Origin of the sequence: Kitasatospora phosalacinea (assembly GCF_000717185.1) — a bacterium.
GTDB classification, from domain to species: Bacteria; Actinomycetota; Actinomycetes; order Streptomycetales; family Streptomycetaceae; genus Kitasatospora; species Kitasatospora phosalacinea_A.
Window position 1 is genome coordinate 77,746 of record NZ_JNYE01000003.1, and the last position, 14,930, is coordinate 92,675.

At 74.5% G+C, this 14,930-nt stretch carries 14 protein-coding genes and 1 riboswitch; of the genes, 10 read left to right on the forward strand and 4 right to left on the reverse strand.

Translation table 11 applies throughout. The features are described from left to right. Nucleotides 1-214 precede the first annotated feature (214 nt). A complete protein-coding gene (locus tag OO57_RS02310) occupies nucleotides 215-1,684 on the reverse strand; it encodes an alpha,alpha-trehalose-phosphate synthase (UDP-forming) (protein WP_033250529.1) in 1,470 nt (489 codons plus the stop codon). A 94-nt stretch (nucleotides 1,685-1,778) separates the two neighbouring features. Beyond that, a complete protein-coding gene (locus tag OO57_RS02315; protein ID WP_234337186.1) occupies nucleotides 1,779-2,777 on the reverse strand; it encodes a glucosyl-3-phosphoglycerate synthase in 999 nt (332 codons plus the stop codon). A gap of 138 nt (nucleotides 2,778-2,915) precedes the next feature. Further along, nucleotides 2,916-3,042: riboswitch (SAM riboswitch) on the forward strand. Nucleotides 3,043-3,059: 17 nt separating this feature from the next. Here OO57_RS02315 and thrC point away from each other — a divergent pair. The 6 genes from thrC to OO57_RS02345 all read left to right on the forward strand — a co-directional run bounded on the left by thrC (nucleotide 3,060) and on the right by OO57_RS02345 (nucleotide 8,613). Continuing rightward, the gene (thrC, locus tag OO57_RS02320; RefSeq protein WP_033250530.1) at nucleotides 3,060-4,340 is read left to right on the forward strand and encodes a threonine synthase; all 1,281 of its coding nucleotides are present in this window, start codon (nucleotides 3,060-3,062) and stop codon (nucleotides 4,338-4,340) included. A gap of 44 nt (nucleotides 4,341-4,384) precedes the next feature. After that, nucleotides 4,385-4,663, forward strand: a complete 279-nt coding sequence (locus OO57_RS02325; RefSeq protein WP_033220742.1) for a MoaD/ThiS family protein — start codon at nucleotides 4,385-4,387, stop codon at nucleotides 4,661-4,663. 562 nt (nucleotides 4,664-5,225) lie between these two features. Further along, nucleotides 5,226-5,432: a cold-shock protein gene (locus OO57_RS02330; protein WP_014137493.1), complete on the forward strand. Its 207-nt coding sequence runs from the start codon at nucleotides 5,226-5,228 to the stop codon at nucleotides 5,430-5,432. Between the two features lie 408 nt (nucleotides 5,433-5,840). Continuing rightward, the gene (gene groL, locus OO57_RS02335) at nucleotides 5,841-7,463 is read left to right on the forward strand and encodes a chaperonin GroEL (protein WP_033250531.1); all 1,623 of its coding nucleotides are present in this window, start codon (nucleotides 5,841-5,843) and stop codon (nucleotides 7,461-7,463) included. 186 nt (nucleotides 7,464-7,649) lie between these two features. Beyond that, nucleotides 7,650-8,231 (forward strand): Uma2 family endonuclease, encoded by a 582-nt coding sequence (locus OO57_RS02340; protein WP_033250532.1) that lies wholly within the window; start codon nucleotides 7,650-7,652, stop codon nucleotides 8,229-8,231. Nucleotides 8,232-8,253: 22 nt separating this feature from the next. Beyond that, the gene (locus OO57_RS02345) at nucleotides 8,254-8,613 is read left to right on the forward strand and encodes a hypothetical protein (RefSeq protein ID WP_033250533.1); all 360 of its coding nucleotides are present in this window, start codon (nucleotides 8,254-8,256) and stop codon (nucleotides 8,611-8,613) included. Between the two features lie 62 nt (nucleotides 8,614-8,675). On the opposite strand, the gene OO57_RS02350 is transcribed toward OO57_RS02345, so the two are convergent. Then, nucleotides 8,676-9,173: a DUF5336 domain-containing protein gene (locus tag OO57_RS02350; protein ID WP_051776403.1), complete on the reverse strand. Its 498-nt coding sequence runs from the start codon at nucleotides 9,171-9,173 to the stop codon at nucleotides 8,676-8,678. A gap of 78 nt (nucleotides 9,174-9,251) precedes the next feature. After that, a complete protein-coding gene (locus OO57_RS02355; protein WP_033250591.1) occupies nucleotides 9,252-9,881 on the reverse strand; it encodes a hypothetical protein in 630 nt (209 codons plus the stop codon). 149 nt (nucleotides 9,882-10,030) lie between these two features. Here OO57_RS02355 and OO57_RS02360 point away from each other — a divergent pair, with 149 nt between their 5' ends. The 4 genes from OO57_RS02360 to OO57_RS39055 all read left to right on the forward strand — a co-directional run bounded on the left by OO57_RS02360 (nucleotide 10,031) and on the right by OO57_RS39055 (nucleotide 14,883). Continuing rightward, the gene (locus OO57_RS02360; protein WP_033250534.1) at nucleotides 10,031-10,750 is read left to right on the forward strand and encodes an ABC transporter ATP-binding protein; all 720 of its coding nucleotides are present in this window, start codon (nucleotides 10,031-10,033) and stop codon (nucleotides 10,748-10,750) included. Beyond that, nucleotides 10,747-13,446, forward strand: coding sequence for an FtsX-like permease family protein (locus tag OO57_RS02365; protein WP_033250535.1), 2,700 nt, complete (start codon nucleotides 10,747-10,749; stop codon nucleotides 13,444-13,446). The genes OO57_RS02360 and OO57_RS02365 overlap by 4 nt, the downstream gene beginning before the upstream one ends. 112 nt (nucleotides 13,447-13,558) lie before the next feature. Further along, nucleotides 13,559-13,903, forward strand: coding sequence for a PadR family transcriptional regulator (locus OO57_RS02370; RefSeq protein WP_033250536.1), 345 nt, complete (start codon nucleotides 13,559-13,561; stop codon nucleotides 13,901-13,903). Then, entirely contained in the window at nucleotides 13,900-14,883 is a 984-nt protein-coding gene (locus tag OO57_RS39055) for a hypothetical protein (protein WP_051776404.1), read from the forward strand. The genes OO57_RS02370 and OO57_RS39055 overlap by 4 nt, the downstream gene beginning before the upstream one ends. Nucleotides 14,884-14,930: the final 47 nt, after the last annotated feature.

Here is a 14,930-nt window from a genome sequence, read left to right on the forward strand (position 1 = left end):
TCGAGTACTGGGCCTGCCCCGCCTGTGCGCCCACCGTGGCGCTTCTCTGCTAGTCCTAGCAGTACAAGAGCCCCCGCCCGCGACCTACTCCGGGCGGGGGCACCCTTCGCCCCCGTAGAACCGCCAATCCGAATCACACGGGCCGCGCAGTTCCCCGCGCCCCTGGCTTCGCGTCGGTGGGGCGCGGCAGTCCTCCCCGCGCCCCTGGCTCCGCCTACCGGAGCGCGTCGAGCTGGTCCAGGAACCACTGCTGGGGCGGGAGGGCCGTGGCGGCGGCGGCGAGGCGCTTGGTGCGGTCGGTGCGTTCGGCGGGGGGCATGGCGAGGGCTTCGGCGAGGGCGTCGGCGGTGGCGATGACGTCGTACGGGTTGACGGTGATCGCGTCGTCGGCGAGTTCCGCGTACGCGCCGGCCTCGCGGGACAGGACGAGGGCGCAGCCGTGGTCGGAGACGACGGGGACCTCCTTGGCGACCAGGTTCATGCCGTCGCGGATCGGGTTGACCAGGGCGACGTCGGCGAGCCGGTAGGCGGCGAGGGAGCGCGGGAAGTCGTCGTCGACGTGCAGGATGAGCGGCTGCCAGTCGGCGGTGCCGAACTCGGTGTTGATCTCCTCGGCGACGCGCTGCACGGCGGCGGTGTAGTCGCGGTACTCGGCGAGGTCGGTGCGGGAGGGGTAGGCGAAGGCGATGTGGACGACGTTGCCGAGCCACTCGGGGCGGGTGCGCAGCAGGTGCCGGTAGGCGAGCAGGCCGCGGACGATGTTCTTGCTGAGCTCGGTGCGGTCGACCCGGACGATGGTGCGGCGCTCGCCGACGGCCTCGCGCAGGGCGGCGAGGCGTTCGTCGACGTCGGGCCGGTGGGCGCGTTCGCGCAGGAACTCGGCGTCGGCGCCGAGGCCGTGCACGCCGAGGCGGGTGGTGCGGCCGCCGTGCGTGACGGTCAGCGCGGTGCGGTCGACCTCCGCGCCGAGGACGGCCTCGCAGCAGTCGGCGAAGGCGAGGGCCCAGCGGCGGGTCAGGAAGGCGGCGCGGTCGGCGCCGAGGATGCCCTCCAGGACGGCGGCGGCGACGTCGTCGGGCAGCAGCCGGTAGTACTCGGGCGGGGCCCAGGGGGTGTGCGAGAAGTGGCCGATCCGCAGGTCGGGGCGGAGTTCGCGGAGCAGGGCGGGGGCCAGCGAGAGGTGGTAGTCCTGCACCAGGACGGCGGCGCCGGGGGCGGCCTCGGCGGCGAGGGCCTCGGCGAAGGCGGCGTTGTAGGCGCGGTAGGCGGCCCACTCGGTGCGGAAGTCGGCGTCGAAGGCGGGCTGCACGGGCGTCTGGTAGAGCAGGTGGTGGACGAACCAGAGGGTGGAGTTGGCGACGCCGTTGTAGGCGCGGGCGAAGGTCTCCGGATCGATGTCCAGCATCCGGACGGCCTGTCCGCCGACGTCGTGCCCGGCCAGGTCGAGGCGCCCCTCGGGGGCCTGCCGGGCGGCGGTGCGGTCGGCGTCGGAGAGCGCGGCGCAGACCCAGACCGCGTGCGGGTCGTCGATCGCGGAGAGCCCGGAGACCAGGCCGCCGCCGCCTCTGCGGAGGGTCAGCGAACCGTCGTCCTCCGTGCGGAAGGACACCGGGCCGCGGTTGGAGGCCACCAGGATCGGGGCGGCTCCGGACTGCTGGGGGCGTTCGGACGCGTGATCGGCCATACAGCCAACCTTGCCGTGCGATCAGCCGACCAAACCACTCGGCGCGACCCGCGGCGGGTGAACTCCCGGGGTCGGCCGCGGCCCGCGGGGCCGCTCAGCGGTTGCGGTACTCGGGGACGGTGGCCATCGGGGGGCGTTCGGTGGCGGGGACGGGGTGGGTGCGGGGGGTGAAGCCGTCGGGGGTGCGGGTGTACTGGGTGAGCAGCGGGCGGACCAGGTCGGGGTCGGCCTTGAGGCGGTGGGTGCGGTCCAGGCGCTCCAGGGCGGTGCGGTAGATGGTGGCGGCCATCCGGCCGAGGGCCTGGCCGTCCTGGTGCCGGTGGTGCCGGACGCCGACGTCGACCTGGGCCAGCGCGTCCAGCCCGGCGAGCTCCAGGGCGTCCACCAGCAGGCCGAGCTCGACGCCGTAGCCGGTGGGGAAGGGCAGCTGCTCCAGCAGGGAGCGACGGGCCGCGTACTCGCCGCCGAGGGGCTGGACGAAGCCCGCGAGCTGGGGCCAGTGCAGGTTGAGCAGGGGGCGGGCGACGAGCTCGGTGACCCGGCCGCCGCCCGCCGGGACGACCGCGCCGCCGTCCTCGAAGGGGCGGTCGTACATGGCCTTGACCAGCTGCAGGGCCGGGTCGGTGAGCAGCGGGCCGATGGTGCCGGAGACCAGGGCGGGGTCGAACTCGCGCAGGTCGGCGTCGACGAAGCAGACGATCGCGCCGCTGGTGGCGAGCAGCGAGCGCCACAGCACCTCGCCCTTGCCGGGTTCGGCGGGCAGCCGGGGCAGGATCCCGTCCCGGTGCACGACCCGGGCCCCGGCGGCGGCCGCGGCGGCGGCGGTGCCGTCCTGCGAGCCGGAGTCGACGACCAGCAGTTCGTCCACCAGCGGGACGCGTTCGACCAGCTCGGTGCGGATCGCGGTGACGATCTCGCCGACGGTGGACTCCTCGTCCAGCGCGGGCAGCACCACGCTGACCGTCCCGGCCTCCCCGGCGGCGCGCTTGGCGGCCAGCAGCAGGTCGAGCGGACGGTCGGCGGCCGTCCAGGACCGGCGGCGCAGCCAGTCGGCGACCTCAGGCAGTGCCCCGGGCTCGGGCTGCTCCGGCAAGTCTCGCTCCCTGTCTCGGTTCGTCTCGGGTGTCGGACGCGGGGGTCTGTCCGACCGGGCCTTCGGATACAGTCTTCGTACTGCGACCGTGCCTTCGCACGCGGGGGTCGCTCGCAGCGTACGACCACAACTTCACAGAGCTCATCCAGAGGGACTGAGGGAACGGCCCGTTGAAGTCCCGGCAACCCTCCCGCGCGGCCAGCAGGCCCGGCGGGACAGGTGCCAATTCCGTCCCGGCGCGACCGCGATCCGGGGAAGATGAGGAGAAAGGGCCTCGCCACCATGGCTGTTGACACCGCCGCATCCACCGCCGTCGACCTCGGTCCCGCGACCGCGCTGTCCTGTCGCGAGTGCGGCACCCGCTTCCCGCTCGGCCCGAGCTTCGCCTGTCTGGAGTGCTTCGGCCCGCTGGAGATCGCGTACGACTACGCGGGCTACGACGCCGAGGAGCTGCGCAAGCGGATCGAGGCCGGTCCGGCGTCGATCTGGCGCTACGCCCCGCTGCTGCCCGTCCCGGCCGACGTGGCGGGCAAGCCGAACCTGAACCCGGGGTGGACCCCGCTGGTCAAGGCCGACAACCTGGGCCGCGAGCTGGGCTTCACCGCGCAGCTGCACGTCAAGGACGACTCGGGCAACCCGACCCACTCCTTCAAGGACCGGGTGGTGGCCTGCGCGATCGAGGCCGCCCGCGCCTTCGAGTTCACCACGCTCTCCTGCTCCTCCACCGGCAACCTGGCCGGCGCGGTGGGCGCCGCGGCCGCCCGGGCCGGCTTCAAGTCCTGCGTGTTCATCCCGCACGACCTGGAGCAGGGCAAGGTCGTGATGGCCGGGGTGTACGGCGGCGAGCTGGTCGGCATCGACGGCAACTACGACGACGTGAACCGCTTCTGCTCCGAGCTGATCGGCGACCCGGCCGGCGAGGGCTGGGGCTTCGTGAACGTCAACCTGCGCCCGTACTACGGCGAGGGCTCCAAGACCCTGGCGTTCGAGATCTGCGAGCAGCTCGGCTGGCGGCTGCCCGACCAGATCGTCATCCCGATCGCCTCCGGCTCCCAGCTCACCAAGATCGACAAGGGCCTGCAGGAGCTGATCAAGCTCGGCCTGGTCGAGGACAAGCCGTACAAGATCTTCGGCGCCCAGGCCGAGGGCTGCTCCCCGGTCTCGGCCGCGTTCAAGGCCGGCCGCGACGTGATCAAGCCGGTCAAGCCGGACACCATCGCCAAGTCGCTGGCGATCGGCAACCCGGCCGACGGCCCGTACGTGCTGGACATCGCCCGCCGCACCGGCGGCGCGGTCGAGGACGTCACGGACGCCGAGGTGGTCGAGGCGATCAAGCTGCTGGCCCGCACCGAGGGCATCTTCGCCGAGACCGCGGGCGGCGTCACCGTCGGCGTGCTGAAGAAGCTGGTCGAGAACGGCCTGCTGGACCCGTCCAAGGAGACCGTCGCGATCAACACCGGCGACGGCCTCAAGACCCTCGACGCCGTCGCCGACGCCGGCATGACCGCCGTGATCCGCCCGACGCTGGAGTCCTTCCGCGCGGCCGGCCTCGCCACCGCCTGACACCCCCAGCCGCAGGACACCCCCCACGCCCCGAGGAGCACCGCATGAGCGCCACCGTCCGCATCCCGACCATCCTGCGCACCTACACCGGTGGCGCCGCCGAGGTGACCGCCGAGGGCGCCACCCTGTCCGCCGTCATCGCGGACCTGGAGGCGAACCACGCCGGCATCGCCGCCCGCCTGCTGGACGACACCGGCAAGCTGCGCCGCTTCGTGAACGTGTACGTGAACGACGACGACGTGCGCTTCGCCGACGGCCTGGAGACCGAGATCAAGGACGGCGCCTCGGTGTCGATCATTCCGGCGGTGGCCGGCGGCTGCTGACCGCGCGCATTCCCGGGGCCGCCGTTTGGTTCGGAATTCAATTTTCCGGACCGGACGGCGGCCCCGCGCGCGTGCCGGGGGCAATGGCCCGGGCACCTGCGGTTTTCCCGTCCGGAGGCCCGCCGGAATTCCGCCGGGCGGCGGGGAGTAGAGTGCCGGTCAGGGTCGTTTCCCCTCCGCGGCCCGGTTCAATCATCGATTTCCGCACCGCGCCCCGCCCGTGCAGGACCCCGTTCCGTCCCGCGCGCCGAGCCGTGCGCCGGACAGCTTGCCGCCCGTTCTGTCAGGCCGCCGTCAGAATTGTTCCGGCGTTTTGCGGCGGCGCGTCCGTTATGTCCGGTGGCAATTGTCGACCGATGCTCCTTTCGCCCCGTCATATCCCCTGCGGGGCCCGGGCTTTCCCCGGAAATTGGGCCTGTTGCAGAGGGCGCATATCCGGATACATTCAGCCGCGACAGAGGCTGCGCCGTACGGGGGGGAGTCCCCAGGCCGGCCTTCCAGACCTCCGGGTCCGCGTCCCGCGGATCTCTGAAGGGCCAGCACAGCACAAGGGGAGTTCGGAATGGCTCAGGGCACCGTCAAGTGGTTCAACGCCGAGAAGGGCTACGGCTTCATCGCGGTCGACGGTGGAGCGGACGTGTTCGTCCACTACAGCGCGATCCAGATGGACGGCTACCGCACCCTGGAAGAGGGCCAGCGGGTCGAGTTCGAGATCTCGCAGGGTCAGAAGGGTCCGCAGGCCGACATGGTCCGCGCCGCCGGCGCCTGACGGCCCCGGCAGACCGCACGCACCGCGCCAGACGCACTGGCAGGCCCGTCCCGACGCCGCACGCGGCGCCCGGGGCGGGCCTGTCGGCTTTCCCGGGCGGCCTGCGGGCCTCCCGGGCGGCTCCCGGGCGGCTCCCGGGTGGTTCCCGGGCGGCTCCCGGGTTGCGGGGGGCTCCCGGGCGGCCTGCGGGTTTCCCGGGCGGGGCGTCCGCGGGGCCCGAATGGGCTTGCACTCGCCACCCGAGAGTGCTAATCATTGGCGTTAGCACTCACCGTGTGAGAGTGACAAACGGACCGGGCCGGTGAGGCCCCGGAAGCGGTAGGGGAAGGGACCCCCGCTCTCCTGGGCCGTCCGTCGCGGGCACCCCTTGGTCCGAGCAGTCGACCGTGTCCCGGAGGACCACTTCTGATGGCCAAGATCATCGCCTTTGACGAGGAAGCCCGCCGCGGCCTTGAGCGTGGCATGAACCAGCTTGCCGACGCCGTGAAGGTCACGCTCGGCCCCAAGGGTCGCAACGTCGTCCTGGAGAAGAAGTGGGGCGCCCCCACGATCACCAACGACGGTGTCTCCATCGCCAAGGAGATCGAGCTCGAGGACCCGTACGAGAAGATCGGCGCCGAGCTGGTCAAGGAGGTCGCCAAGAAGACCGACGACGTCGCGGGTGACGGCACCACCACCGCCACCGTGCTCGCCCAGGCGCTCGTCCGCGAGGGTCTGCGCAACGTCGCCGCCGGCGCCAACCCGATGGCCCTCAAGCGCGGCATCGAGAAGGCCGTCGCGGCCGTCTCCGACCAGCTGCTGGCCCAGGCCAAGGACGTGGAGACCAAGGAGCAGATCGCCTCCACCGCCTCCATCTCGGCCGCCGACACCCAGATCGGCGAGCTCATCGCCGAGGCCATGGACAAGGTCGGCAAGGAAGGCGTCATCACCGTCGAGGAGAGCAACACCTTCGGCCTGGAGCTCGAGCTCACCGAGGGCATGCGCTTCGACAAGGGCTACATCTCCGCCTACTTCGCCACCGACCTGGAGCGCATGGAGGCGAGCTTCGAGGACCCGTACATCCTCATCGCCAACTCCAAGATCTCCTCGGTCAAGGACCTCCTCCCGCTGCTGGAGAAGGTCATGCAGAGCGGCAAGCCGCTCGTCATCATCGCCGAGGACGTGGAGGGCGAGGCCCTCTCCACCCTGGTCGTGAACAAGATCCGCGGCACCTTCAAGTCCGTCGCCGTCAAGGCCCCGGGCTTCGGCGACCGCCGCAAGGCCATGCTCGGCGACATCGCCATCCTCACCGGCGGCACCGTGATCTCCGAGGAGGTCGGCCTCAAGCTGGAGAACGCCGGCGTCGACCTGCTCGGCACCGCCCGCAAGGTCGTCATCACCAAGGACGAGACCACCATCGTCGACGGCGGCGGCGACAGCGACCAGGTCGCCGGCCGGGTCAACCAGATCCGCGCCGAGATCGAGAACTCCGACTCGGACTACGACCGCGAGAAGCTCCAGGAGCGCCTCGCCAAGCTGGCCGGCGGCGTGGCCGTCATCAAGGCCGGCGCGGCCACCGAGGTCGAGCTCAAGGAGCGCAAGCACCGCATCGAGGACGCGGTGCGCAACGCCAAGGCCGCCGTCGAGGAGGGCATCGTCGCCGGTGGTGGCGTCGCCCTGCTGCAGGCCGGTGTCGCGTTCGACAAGCTGGAGCTGGAGGGCGACGAGGCCACCGGTGCCAACATCGTCCGCGTGGCCCTGGAGGCCCCGATCAAGCAGATCGCGACCAACGCCGGTCTCGAGGGCGGCGTCGTGGTCGAGAAGGTCCGCAACCTGCCCTCCGGCCACGGCCTGAACGCCGCGACCAACGAGTACGTCGACCTGATCGCCTCCGGCATCATCGACCCGGCCAAGGTCACCCGCTCCGCCCTGCAGAACGCCGCCTCCATCGCGGCGCTGTTCCTCACCACCGAGGCCGTCATCGCCGACAAGCCGGAGAAGGCCGCCGCGGCCGCCGGCGGCGGCATGCCGGGCGGTGACATGGACTTCTGATCCCCCTCGGGATCCGACGTTCCACGCGTTCGCTCGTGAGGGCGGTCTCCTTCGGGAGGCCGCCCTCACGGCGTTCTCGCCCGGGTCACCCCTTCGTGGGACGCTGGGCCCATGGACGGTTTCGGCGGCTTCGGGCCCGACTACCTTGAGGGCGAACAGCGTCATGAGGAAGAGGGGAGGCCGACGATGGCGGTCATGGCGGTCGAGTCGGACCAGCAGTGGTCCTACCTGCTGGACACCTGGCGGGAGCTGGACGCCCCCGAGGGCTGGCGCACCGAGATCGAGGGAGGCCGGATCCAGTTGGTGCCACCGCCGGGCAAGCCGCACAACTTCATCGCCGGAAAGATCCACCGCGCCTTGGTGCGGCACCTGCCGGACGAGGTCGGCGTCTACCAGACGCTCGGGACGCAGATCGCCCGGCTGGAGAAGCTGTACATCCCCGACCTGGTGGTCGTGGACTCCACGCTCCTCGCGGGGGACGACGACGACCCGATCGACGCGGCGGACATCCTGCTGGCCGTCGAGATCACCTCGCGCAGCACCGCCCGGCAGGACCGGACGAAGAAGCTCTGGGGCTACGCGCATGCGCCCGTCCCGCTGTACCTGCTGGTCGACCGCTTCGACCAGCCCGGGCCGACGGTGACGCTCTACTCCGAGCCGTCCGACGGGGCCTACGGGCAGAGCGTGCGGGTGCCGTTCGGGAAGCCGGTCGAGCTGCCCGAGCCGTTCGGGACCACCTTGGACACGACGGGTTTCCCGGTGCCGTAGCCCGGTGCGGGACAATGGGCGGATGGCCAGTTCCGACATCGAAGCCGCCCTGCACAGCGCGCGGGCGCTGATCCTCGCCGACCTCACTGCCCGGGACGTCGCCGACGCGGCGATCGTCTCGCTGGTGGAGGACGCCGTCACCCATCGCCGCTGGTGGCTCGAACAGTGGCCCGCGGGCTGCGAGTTCGTGCTCGGGCTGATCGCGCAGGACGTGCAGGACGCGCTGCTGGAGTCGTACGGACGCTGGCCGCTGTGCACGGTCTGCGCGGAGGAGGACGACGATCCGCACGCGCTGGGGGTCGAGCCGGAGCTCGGGGCGGATCCGCAGTGGGTGTGCGGGAAGCGGGGCGTGGTGGTGGCTCCGGTGGGCGGGCTCGCGTGACCCCGGTCGGTGACGTGTCGTCGGGGCTGCGGGTGCGCGAGGTGCGCGGGGCGTAGGGGAGTTCAGGCGTCCTCGTCGGCTCCCGGGGGCGGCGGGGCGGGGTCGGGGTGGGCGGTGAAGGTGATCCGGCCCAGGCCGAGGAGGGCCGCCGCGGCGGCGGCCAGCAGTTGGAGCAGGCCGAAGACCAGGTAGAGGATCTCGCCGGTGGCCAGGCCGGTGGGGTGGTCGGAGGCGATCAGGGTCAGCAGGAACGGGACGACGGCCGCGGCCGTGAACAGCAGCGGCCAGCTGCGGTCGGCGCGGTGGTGGGAGGCCAGGGCCCGGACGGCGGCCAGGCCGCCCAGGAAGAGCAGGGCGGGGAGCCAGGCGAAGGCGCCGCGCTGGTCGTAGTAGGAGAAGGACGAGCTGTCGTACCAGCCGTCGACGACGTCGGTGAAGCCGAGGAACAGGTTGGTCGCGCCGAGCAGGGCCGTCGCCGCGAGGAAGGCCCCGGCGGCGTCGAAGCGCGGTGGCCCGCCCGCCTGCCGTCCGGTGTCCGCGGGGGGAGGGGGGTGGGCCATGGCGGGCCTCCTCGGTCGCTGGTGTCCCGGCATTCAAGTCGAGCACAGCGGACGGGTGATCGCCCGTCGGGCCGGGGATCAGCCTTCGAGGGCGGCGAGTTCGCGGTGCATGTTGGTGCGGGCCCGGGCGTCGTAGCGGGCGTGCGCCTCGGGGGTGCGGTAGAGGGCGGGCAGGGCGAGGAGTTGGCGCAGGACGGCGGCGCGGCCCGCGCGGAAGGCGTCCGGGGGGACGAAGGAGTACTCCTCGCGGACGGCGGCGGCGTAGGCGTCGTACGCCTCGGTCCGGCCGCCGAGGACGGCGAGGTCGGCGTCGCAGAGCACCTCGCCGTTGCGGTCGCCGGGGGCGGGGTGGTGGTCGGTGGTGAGCCGGACGAGGCGGTCGACCTCGTGGACGAGGGGTTCGGGCAGGCCGACCTCGCGCAGGGCGCGGCAGGCGAGGGCGGCGCTGCGTTCCTCGTTCTCGGAGCGGTCGGGGCGGTAGACGGCGTCGTGGAACCAGGCGGCGAGCCGGACGGCGTCGGGGTCGTCGGCGTGGGCGGCGAGTTCGTCGACGCGGTCGAGGACGGCTTGGAGGTGGGCGGTGGTGTGGTAGCGGCGCTGCGGCTCGGCCCAGCGGGCGAGCAGGTCGCGGGCGTAGGGCTCGGGGTCGGCGGTGGCGCCGCAGCGGGTGAGCAGGTCGTGCCAGCGAGCGGACAGCGATGCGGTCATGACGCCCATTCTGCTCCCCGGGAACCGGGCGGCGGGTGTGATCCGTCCAATAGGTAGTTCGCCGACTTATGTCGCACACTTGAGTAGTCGGCGTCCGGCGGCTATACATACTCGGTATGCAAGACGTTCCGCTGTTCCGAGGGGGAGCCATGACCGGATCGAACGCGCAGGCCGTCCTGCGCCTGGAGGGGGTCGGGCGGGTGCACGGCCGGGGCGCGGCCGAGGTGCACGCGCTGCACCCGACCGACCTGGAGGTGCGGGCCGGGGAGTTCCTGGCCGTGATGGGCCCGTCCGGCTCGGGGAAGTCCACGCTGCTCGCGCTGGCCGGCGGCCTGGACCGGCCCTCCACCGGCCGGGTCCTGGTGGAGGGCACCCCGCTGGAGGGCCTGGGCCGGGCCGCACTGGCCGACGTGCGCCGCCGCTCGGTCGGCTACGTGTTCCAGTCGTACAACCTGCTGCCCGCCCTGACCGCGGCCGAGAACATCGCCCTGCCGCGGGAGCTGGAGGGGGTGCCGGCCCGCACCGCCCGCGCCGAGGCGCTGGAGGCGCTCGCCGAACTCGGCATCGGCGACCTCGCCGACCGCTTCCCGGAGGACATGTCCGGCGGCCAGCAGCAGCGCGTCGCGATCGGCCGGGCGCTGTCCGGTCAGCGGCGGCTGGTGCTCGCGGACGAGCCCACCGGGGCGCTGGACTCGGCGACCGGCGAGGCCGTGCTGGAGGTGCTGCGGGCCCGCTGCGACGCCGGGGCGGCCGTCGTGATGGTCACCCACGACGCCGCCCACGCCTCCTGGGCGGACCGGGTGGTCTTCCTGCGCGACGGCCGGATCGTCGCCGAGGAGACCGCCGCCGGAGGGGCGGTGCGCCGGTGAGCGGCCTGCGGGCGGTGCTGCGGATCGCGCGCCGCGACGCCTGGCGGGCCAAGGGCCGCAGCGCCCTGGTCGCCGCGATGATCGCGCTGCCGGTGCTCGGCGCGACCGGCGTCGACGTGGTGCACCGCAGCGGACATCTGACCGCCGAGCAGCGCGCCGACCGGCTGATGGGCCGGGCCGACGCCCTGGTCGGCGCGTACGACCCGGGCCGGACGATCGAGCAGGCGGTGTTCCCCGCCGACGGCGTCCGCACCCTGCCGCAGCGCCCCGGCGCCGCGCCGAGCGCCGAGCAGCAGCGCGCCACCGACACCGAACCGGCCGCCCTGCTCGCCGAACTGCTGCCGCCCGGCAGCACCCTGACCCCGGCCCGCACCGGCCCGGTCGCCGCCGTCCGCACCGCCGACGGCCTGGCCCCCGCCGACACCTTCGAGGCCGACCTGACCGGCGGCCTCTGGCGGGGCCGGATCGACCTGGTCTCCGGCCGCGCCCCCGCCGCCGCGCACGAGGCCGCCGCCACCCGGGCGTTCCTGGACGCCACCGGGCTGCGGATCGGCGACACCGTCACCGTCCGCGGCCTGGAGTCCGCCCCGTTCACCCTGACCGGCACCGTCGAGCACCCCGGCGACCTGAACGCCGCCGAACTCGTGGCCCGGCCCGGCGAGTTGTACCGGCAGCTGGACGAGGCGCAGGTCGCCGCCGGGCTCGCCCCGCAGACCCCGTCCGCCGAACAGGCCGCCGCCCGCAAGGCCGCCTGGCTGGTCACCCTGCCCGCCGGGGCGACCCTCGACTGGCCGCAGGTGCGCGAACTCAACGCGTACGGCTACACCCTGGCCAGCCGCCGGGTCGCCGCCCACCCGCCCGCCGAGGCGCTGGAGCGGCAGGAGGCCGTCGGCGCGCAGGACGAGCGCGAACGCGCCCTGATGACCGCCGCCACCACCGCCGCGATGGCCCTGCTGGAGGTCGCCCTGCTGGCCGGACCGGCCTTCGCGGTCGGCGCCCGCCGGGCCCGCCGCCAACTCGCCCTGCTCGGCGCGGCCGGCGGCCGACCCGGACACGTGCGGGCCGTGGTGCTCGGCGGCGGCCTGGTGCTCGGCGCCCTCGGCGCCGCGCTCGGCAGCCTGCTCGGCACCGGCCTGGTCGCCGTGCTGCGCCCGTGGATCGAGGAGCGCGGCGGCAGCCGCTTCGGCCACCTCGCGCTGCGCCCCGCCGAACTGCTGGCCATCGCCGCCGTCGGCGTCGCCACCGCCCTGCTCGCCGCCCTGCTGCCCGCGCTCCGGGCCGGCCGCCGCGAGGTGCTGGCCGGGCTCACCGACCGCGACCCGCAGCGCCGCACCTCCCGCCGCGCGCCGCTGCTCGGCCTGGCCGCCGTCCTGACCGGTGCCGCGCTGGCCCTGTACGGGGCGGTCGCCGGGCCGGTCGCCGGACCGCCGGTACTGGCCGGGCTGAGCGTGCGCACCCTGGCCGTGCTGGGCGGCGCGGTGCTCGCCGAACTCGGCCTGCTGCTGTTCACCCCGCTGCTGCTCGCCCTGCTCGGCCGCCTCGCCCGCCACCTCCCGGTCGGCCCCCGCCTCGCCCTGCGCGACGCCGCCCGCCACCGCACCCGCACCGCCCCCGCGGTGGCCGCCGTGCTCGCCGCCGTGGCCGGCGCGGTCGCGGTCGGCGTGCACTCCACCGGCGCCGAGGTCCAGGACCGGGCCGCCTACCGGCTGGAGCAGCCCGTCGGCGCCGTCCGCCTCCTCCTGCACGGCGACCAGGACGCGATGGCGCAACTGCGCACCGCCCTCCCGCAGGACCTGCCGGACCTCGGCGAGCGCGCCGACCTGTACGAGGCCGAGTACGTCTTCTGCGAGGGCTGCAAGGGCCTGGTGTCCGCCGTCGGGGCCCCGCGCTACGGCGGGGACGCCACCCGTCCCGCGGTGGTCGGCGACCGCGCCGCGCTGCACAACCTGCTGGCGCTGCACGACCCGGCCGCGGAACAGGCGCTGCTCGCCGGGAAGGCCGTGGTCACCGACCCTTCCTACCTGCACGACGGGCGGGCCGTGCTGCGGATGCAGGGCGTCGGGCAGCAGGAGCGCGAACTGCGGGTCGACGCCGTGCTGGTCGCACGCCCGGCCGCGCAGCGCTACGCCCCGCTGCTGATCTCCCCCGAGGCCGTCCGCGGGCTGGGCCTGACGGCCGAACCCGCCGGGGCCGTCTGGCTGCCGTCCGCGCCGGTCGGCGAGCGCGCCGAGCAGCGCGCCGCCGCCACCGTCGCCCGGCTCGCCCCGCACGCCGAGTTCGGCGTGGAGCACGGCTTCACGCCGAAGGACGACACGGTGCGGCTCGCGCTCGGCGGTTTCGCCGCCCTGGTCGTGCTCGGCGCCGCTGTGGTCTCCACCGCGCTGGCCGCCGCGGACGCCCGCCGCGAACGCGCCCTGCTCTCCGCGATCGGCGCCCGCCCGCGCACCCGGCGCACCGTCGCCGGACTGCAGGCCGCCCTGATCGCCCTGCTCGGCGCGCTGCTCGGCACCGTCAGCGGCTTCGTCCCCGCCTTCGCCCTGCTGCGCTCCCGGGCCGCCGGGGTGCTGGGCGGCCCGCCGGTCAGCCTCGCCGACGCCCCGTGGGCGACGATCGCGCTGCTCGCCCTGGGCCTGCCGCTGCTGGCCGGGGTGCTGGGCGCGCTGCGCCGGGACGACCCCGCGGGGTGGCGGGGGTAGCGCCGGCCGGGCCGGCGGTGGCGCCGGCCGGAGCGGCGGTGGCGCCGACCGGGCCGGCGGGAGCGCAGGCCGGGCTGGCGCCGATAGGACGGTCGGCGATATATGTAGTCGCATGACCGAACGCGCCCTGCAGGAACCCACCCTGCTGCTGCTCACCGCCCTCGCGGACGCCCCCCGGCACGGGTACGCGCTGATCCAGGAGGTCGACGCGATCTCCGGGGGGCGGGTGAAGATGCGCACCGGCACCCTGTACGGCGCGCTCGACCGGCTGCTCCAGCAGGGCCTGATCGAGGTCGCCGCCGAGGAGGTCGTCGACGGCCGGGCCCGCCGCACCTACGCCCTCACCGGCGGCGGGCGCGACCTGCTCGCCGCCGAGGCCGAACGCCTCCGCTCCGTCGCCGCCGAGGCCCAGCGCCGCCTCGGCGGCGCCGCCGCGCCCCGGGGGGCCACCGCGTGAGCACCGTCGCTCCCGGCGGGCAGCACCGCACCGGTGTCGCGCTGCGCGCCGTCCTCGCGCTCTACCCCGCCCGCTACCGCCGCGACCGGGGCGCCGAACTCGCCGAGGTGTTCGCCGACACCACCGCCGGAACGGGCCGCCTCGGCACCGCCCGCGAGGCGCTCGACCTCGCCGCGTACGGCCTGCGGCTGCGCACCGGGCTCACCTCCACCGCGCTCGGCGGCCGCCTGCTCGCCGCCGCCGCCCCGCTGCTCGCCGGCACCCTGTGCGGGCTCGTCGCGCTGCCCGGCGACACCCGCTTCTGGCGGGTCGCCGACGCGGCCCGCTCCGGGTTCGACGTCCCGTGGCAGCAGCTGCCCGACCGGCTCGCCCTGCTCGGCCTGACCGTCGTCCCCGTCCTGCTGGCCGTCGCGGCGGCCCTCGGCGCCTGGCGGGCGGCCCGCACGCTGGCCGGGACGGTCGTGCTGCTGGCCGCCGTCCGGCTCGGGATCCGCCTGCTGACCGCCGACGTCGAGCCCGGGGGCCCCTGGCTCACCGAGGCCGACGTCTGGCTGCTGCTCCTGGACGCCACCGCCCTGCTGCCCTACCTCGCCGCGGGCGCCCTGATCCTGGCCGCCCCCGCCGACCTGCTGGAACGCCCCGGCCGCCTGCCGGTCGCGATCGGCGCGGGCACCGGCCTGCTGGTGACGAGGGCTCAGGGCGGCTACGACAGCTGGCACCTGATGGACGGGTGGACGCCGCTGCTGCTCCTGCTCGCCCCGCTGCTGCTGATCCTGTGCGCCGCCCGCGGACGGCTGCTGCCCGCGGCGCTCGGCCTGGCCGTCCTGCCGCTGACCGCCTGGTTCAGCCTGTTCAGCCTCTGGGAGCAGGTCGGCGGGGTGTGGCGGCTGGCGCCCCTGGCGGCGGCCGGTGCGGCGGGTCTGCTGCTGACCGGGCAGGCCCTGGCGGCCCGTCAGGACGGGCGGGCGCGGGTCTCCTAGCGGCCCTTCCGGGGGGACGAGCGGGGCGAACGGGACGCGAGTGCTGC

What these genes read in the sequence shown, in the direction of transcription:
- OO57_RS02310 (WP_033250529.1), bottom strand. Translation starts at nt 1,684, where the DNA reads ATGGCCGATCACGCGTCCGAACGCCCCCAGCAGTCCGGAGCCGCCCCG.
- thrC (WP_033250530.1), top strand. Translation starts at nt 3,060, where the DNA reads ATGGCTGTTGACACCGCCGCATCCACCGCCGTCGACCTCGGTCCCGCG.
- OO57_RS02325 (WP_033220742.1), top strand. Translation starts at nt 4,385, where the DNA reads ATGAGCGCCACCGTCCGCATCCCGACCATCCTGCGCACCTACACCGGT.
- OO57_RS02330 (WP_014137493.1), top strand. Translation starts at nt 5,226, where the DNA reads ATGGCTCAGGGCACCGTCAAGTGGTTCAACGCCGAGAAGGGCTACGGC.
- groL (WP_033250531.1), top strand. Translation starts at nt 5,841, where the DNA reads ATGGCCAAGATCATCGCCTTTGACGAGGAAGCCCGCCGCGGCCTTGAG.
- OO57_RS02340 (WP_033250532.1), top strand. Translation starts at nt 7,650, where the DNA reads ATGGCGGTCATGGCGGTCGAGTCGGACCAGCAGTGGTCCTACCTGCTG.
- OO57_RS02345 (WP_033250533.1), top strand. Translation starts at nt 8,254, where the DNA reads ATGGCCAGTTCCGACATCGAAGCCGCCCTGCACAGCGCGCGGGCGCTG.
- OO57_RS02350 (WP_051776403.1), bottom strand. Translation starts at nt 9,173, where the DNA reads ATGGCCCACCCCCCTCCCCCCGCGGACACCGGACGGCAGGCGGGCGGG.
- OO57_RS02355 (WP_033250591.1), bottom strand. Translation starts at nt 9,881, where the DNA reads ATGACCGCATCGCTGTCCGCTCGCTGGCACGACCTGCTCACCCGCTGC.
- OO57_RS02360 (WP_033250534.1), top strand. Translation starts at nt 10,031, where the DNA reads ATGACCGGATCGAACGCGCAGGCCGTCCTGCGCCTGGAGGGGGTCGGG.
- OO57_RS02370 (WP_033250536.1), top strand. Translation starts at nt 13,559, where the DNA reads ATGACCGAACGCGCCCTGCAGGAACCCACCCTGCTGCTGCTCACCGCC.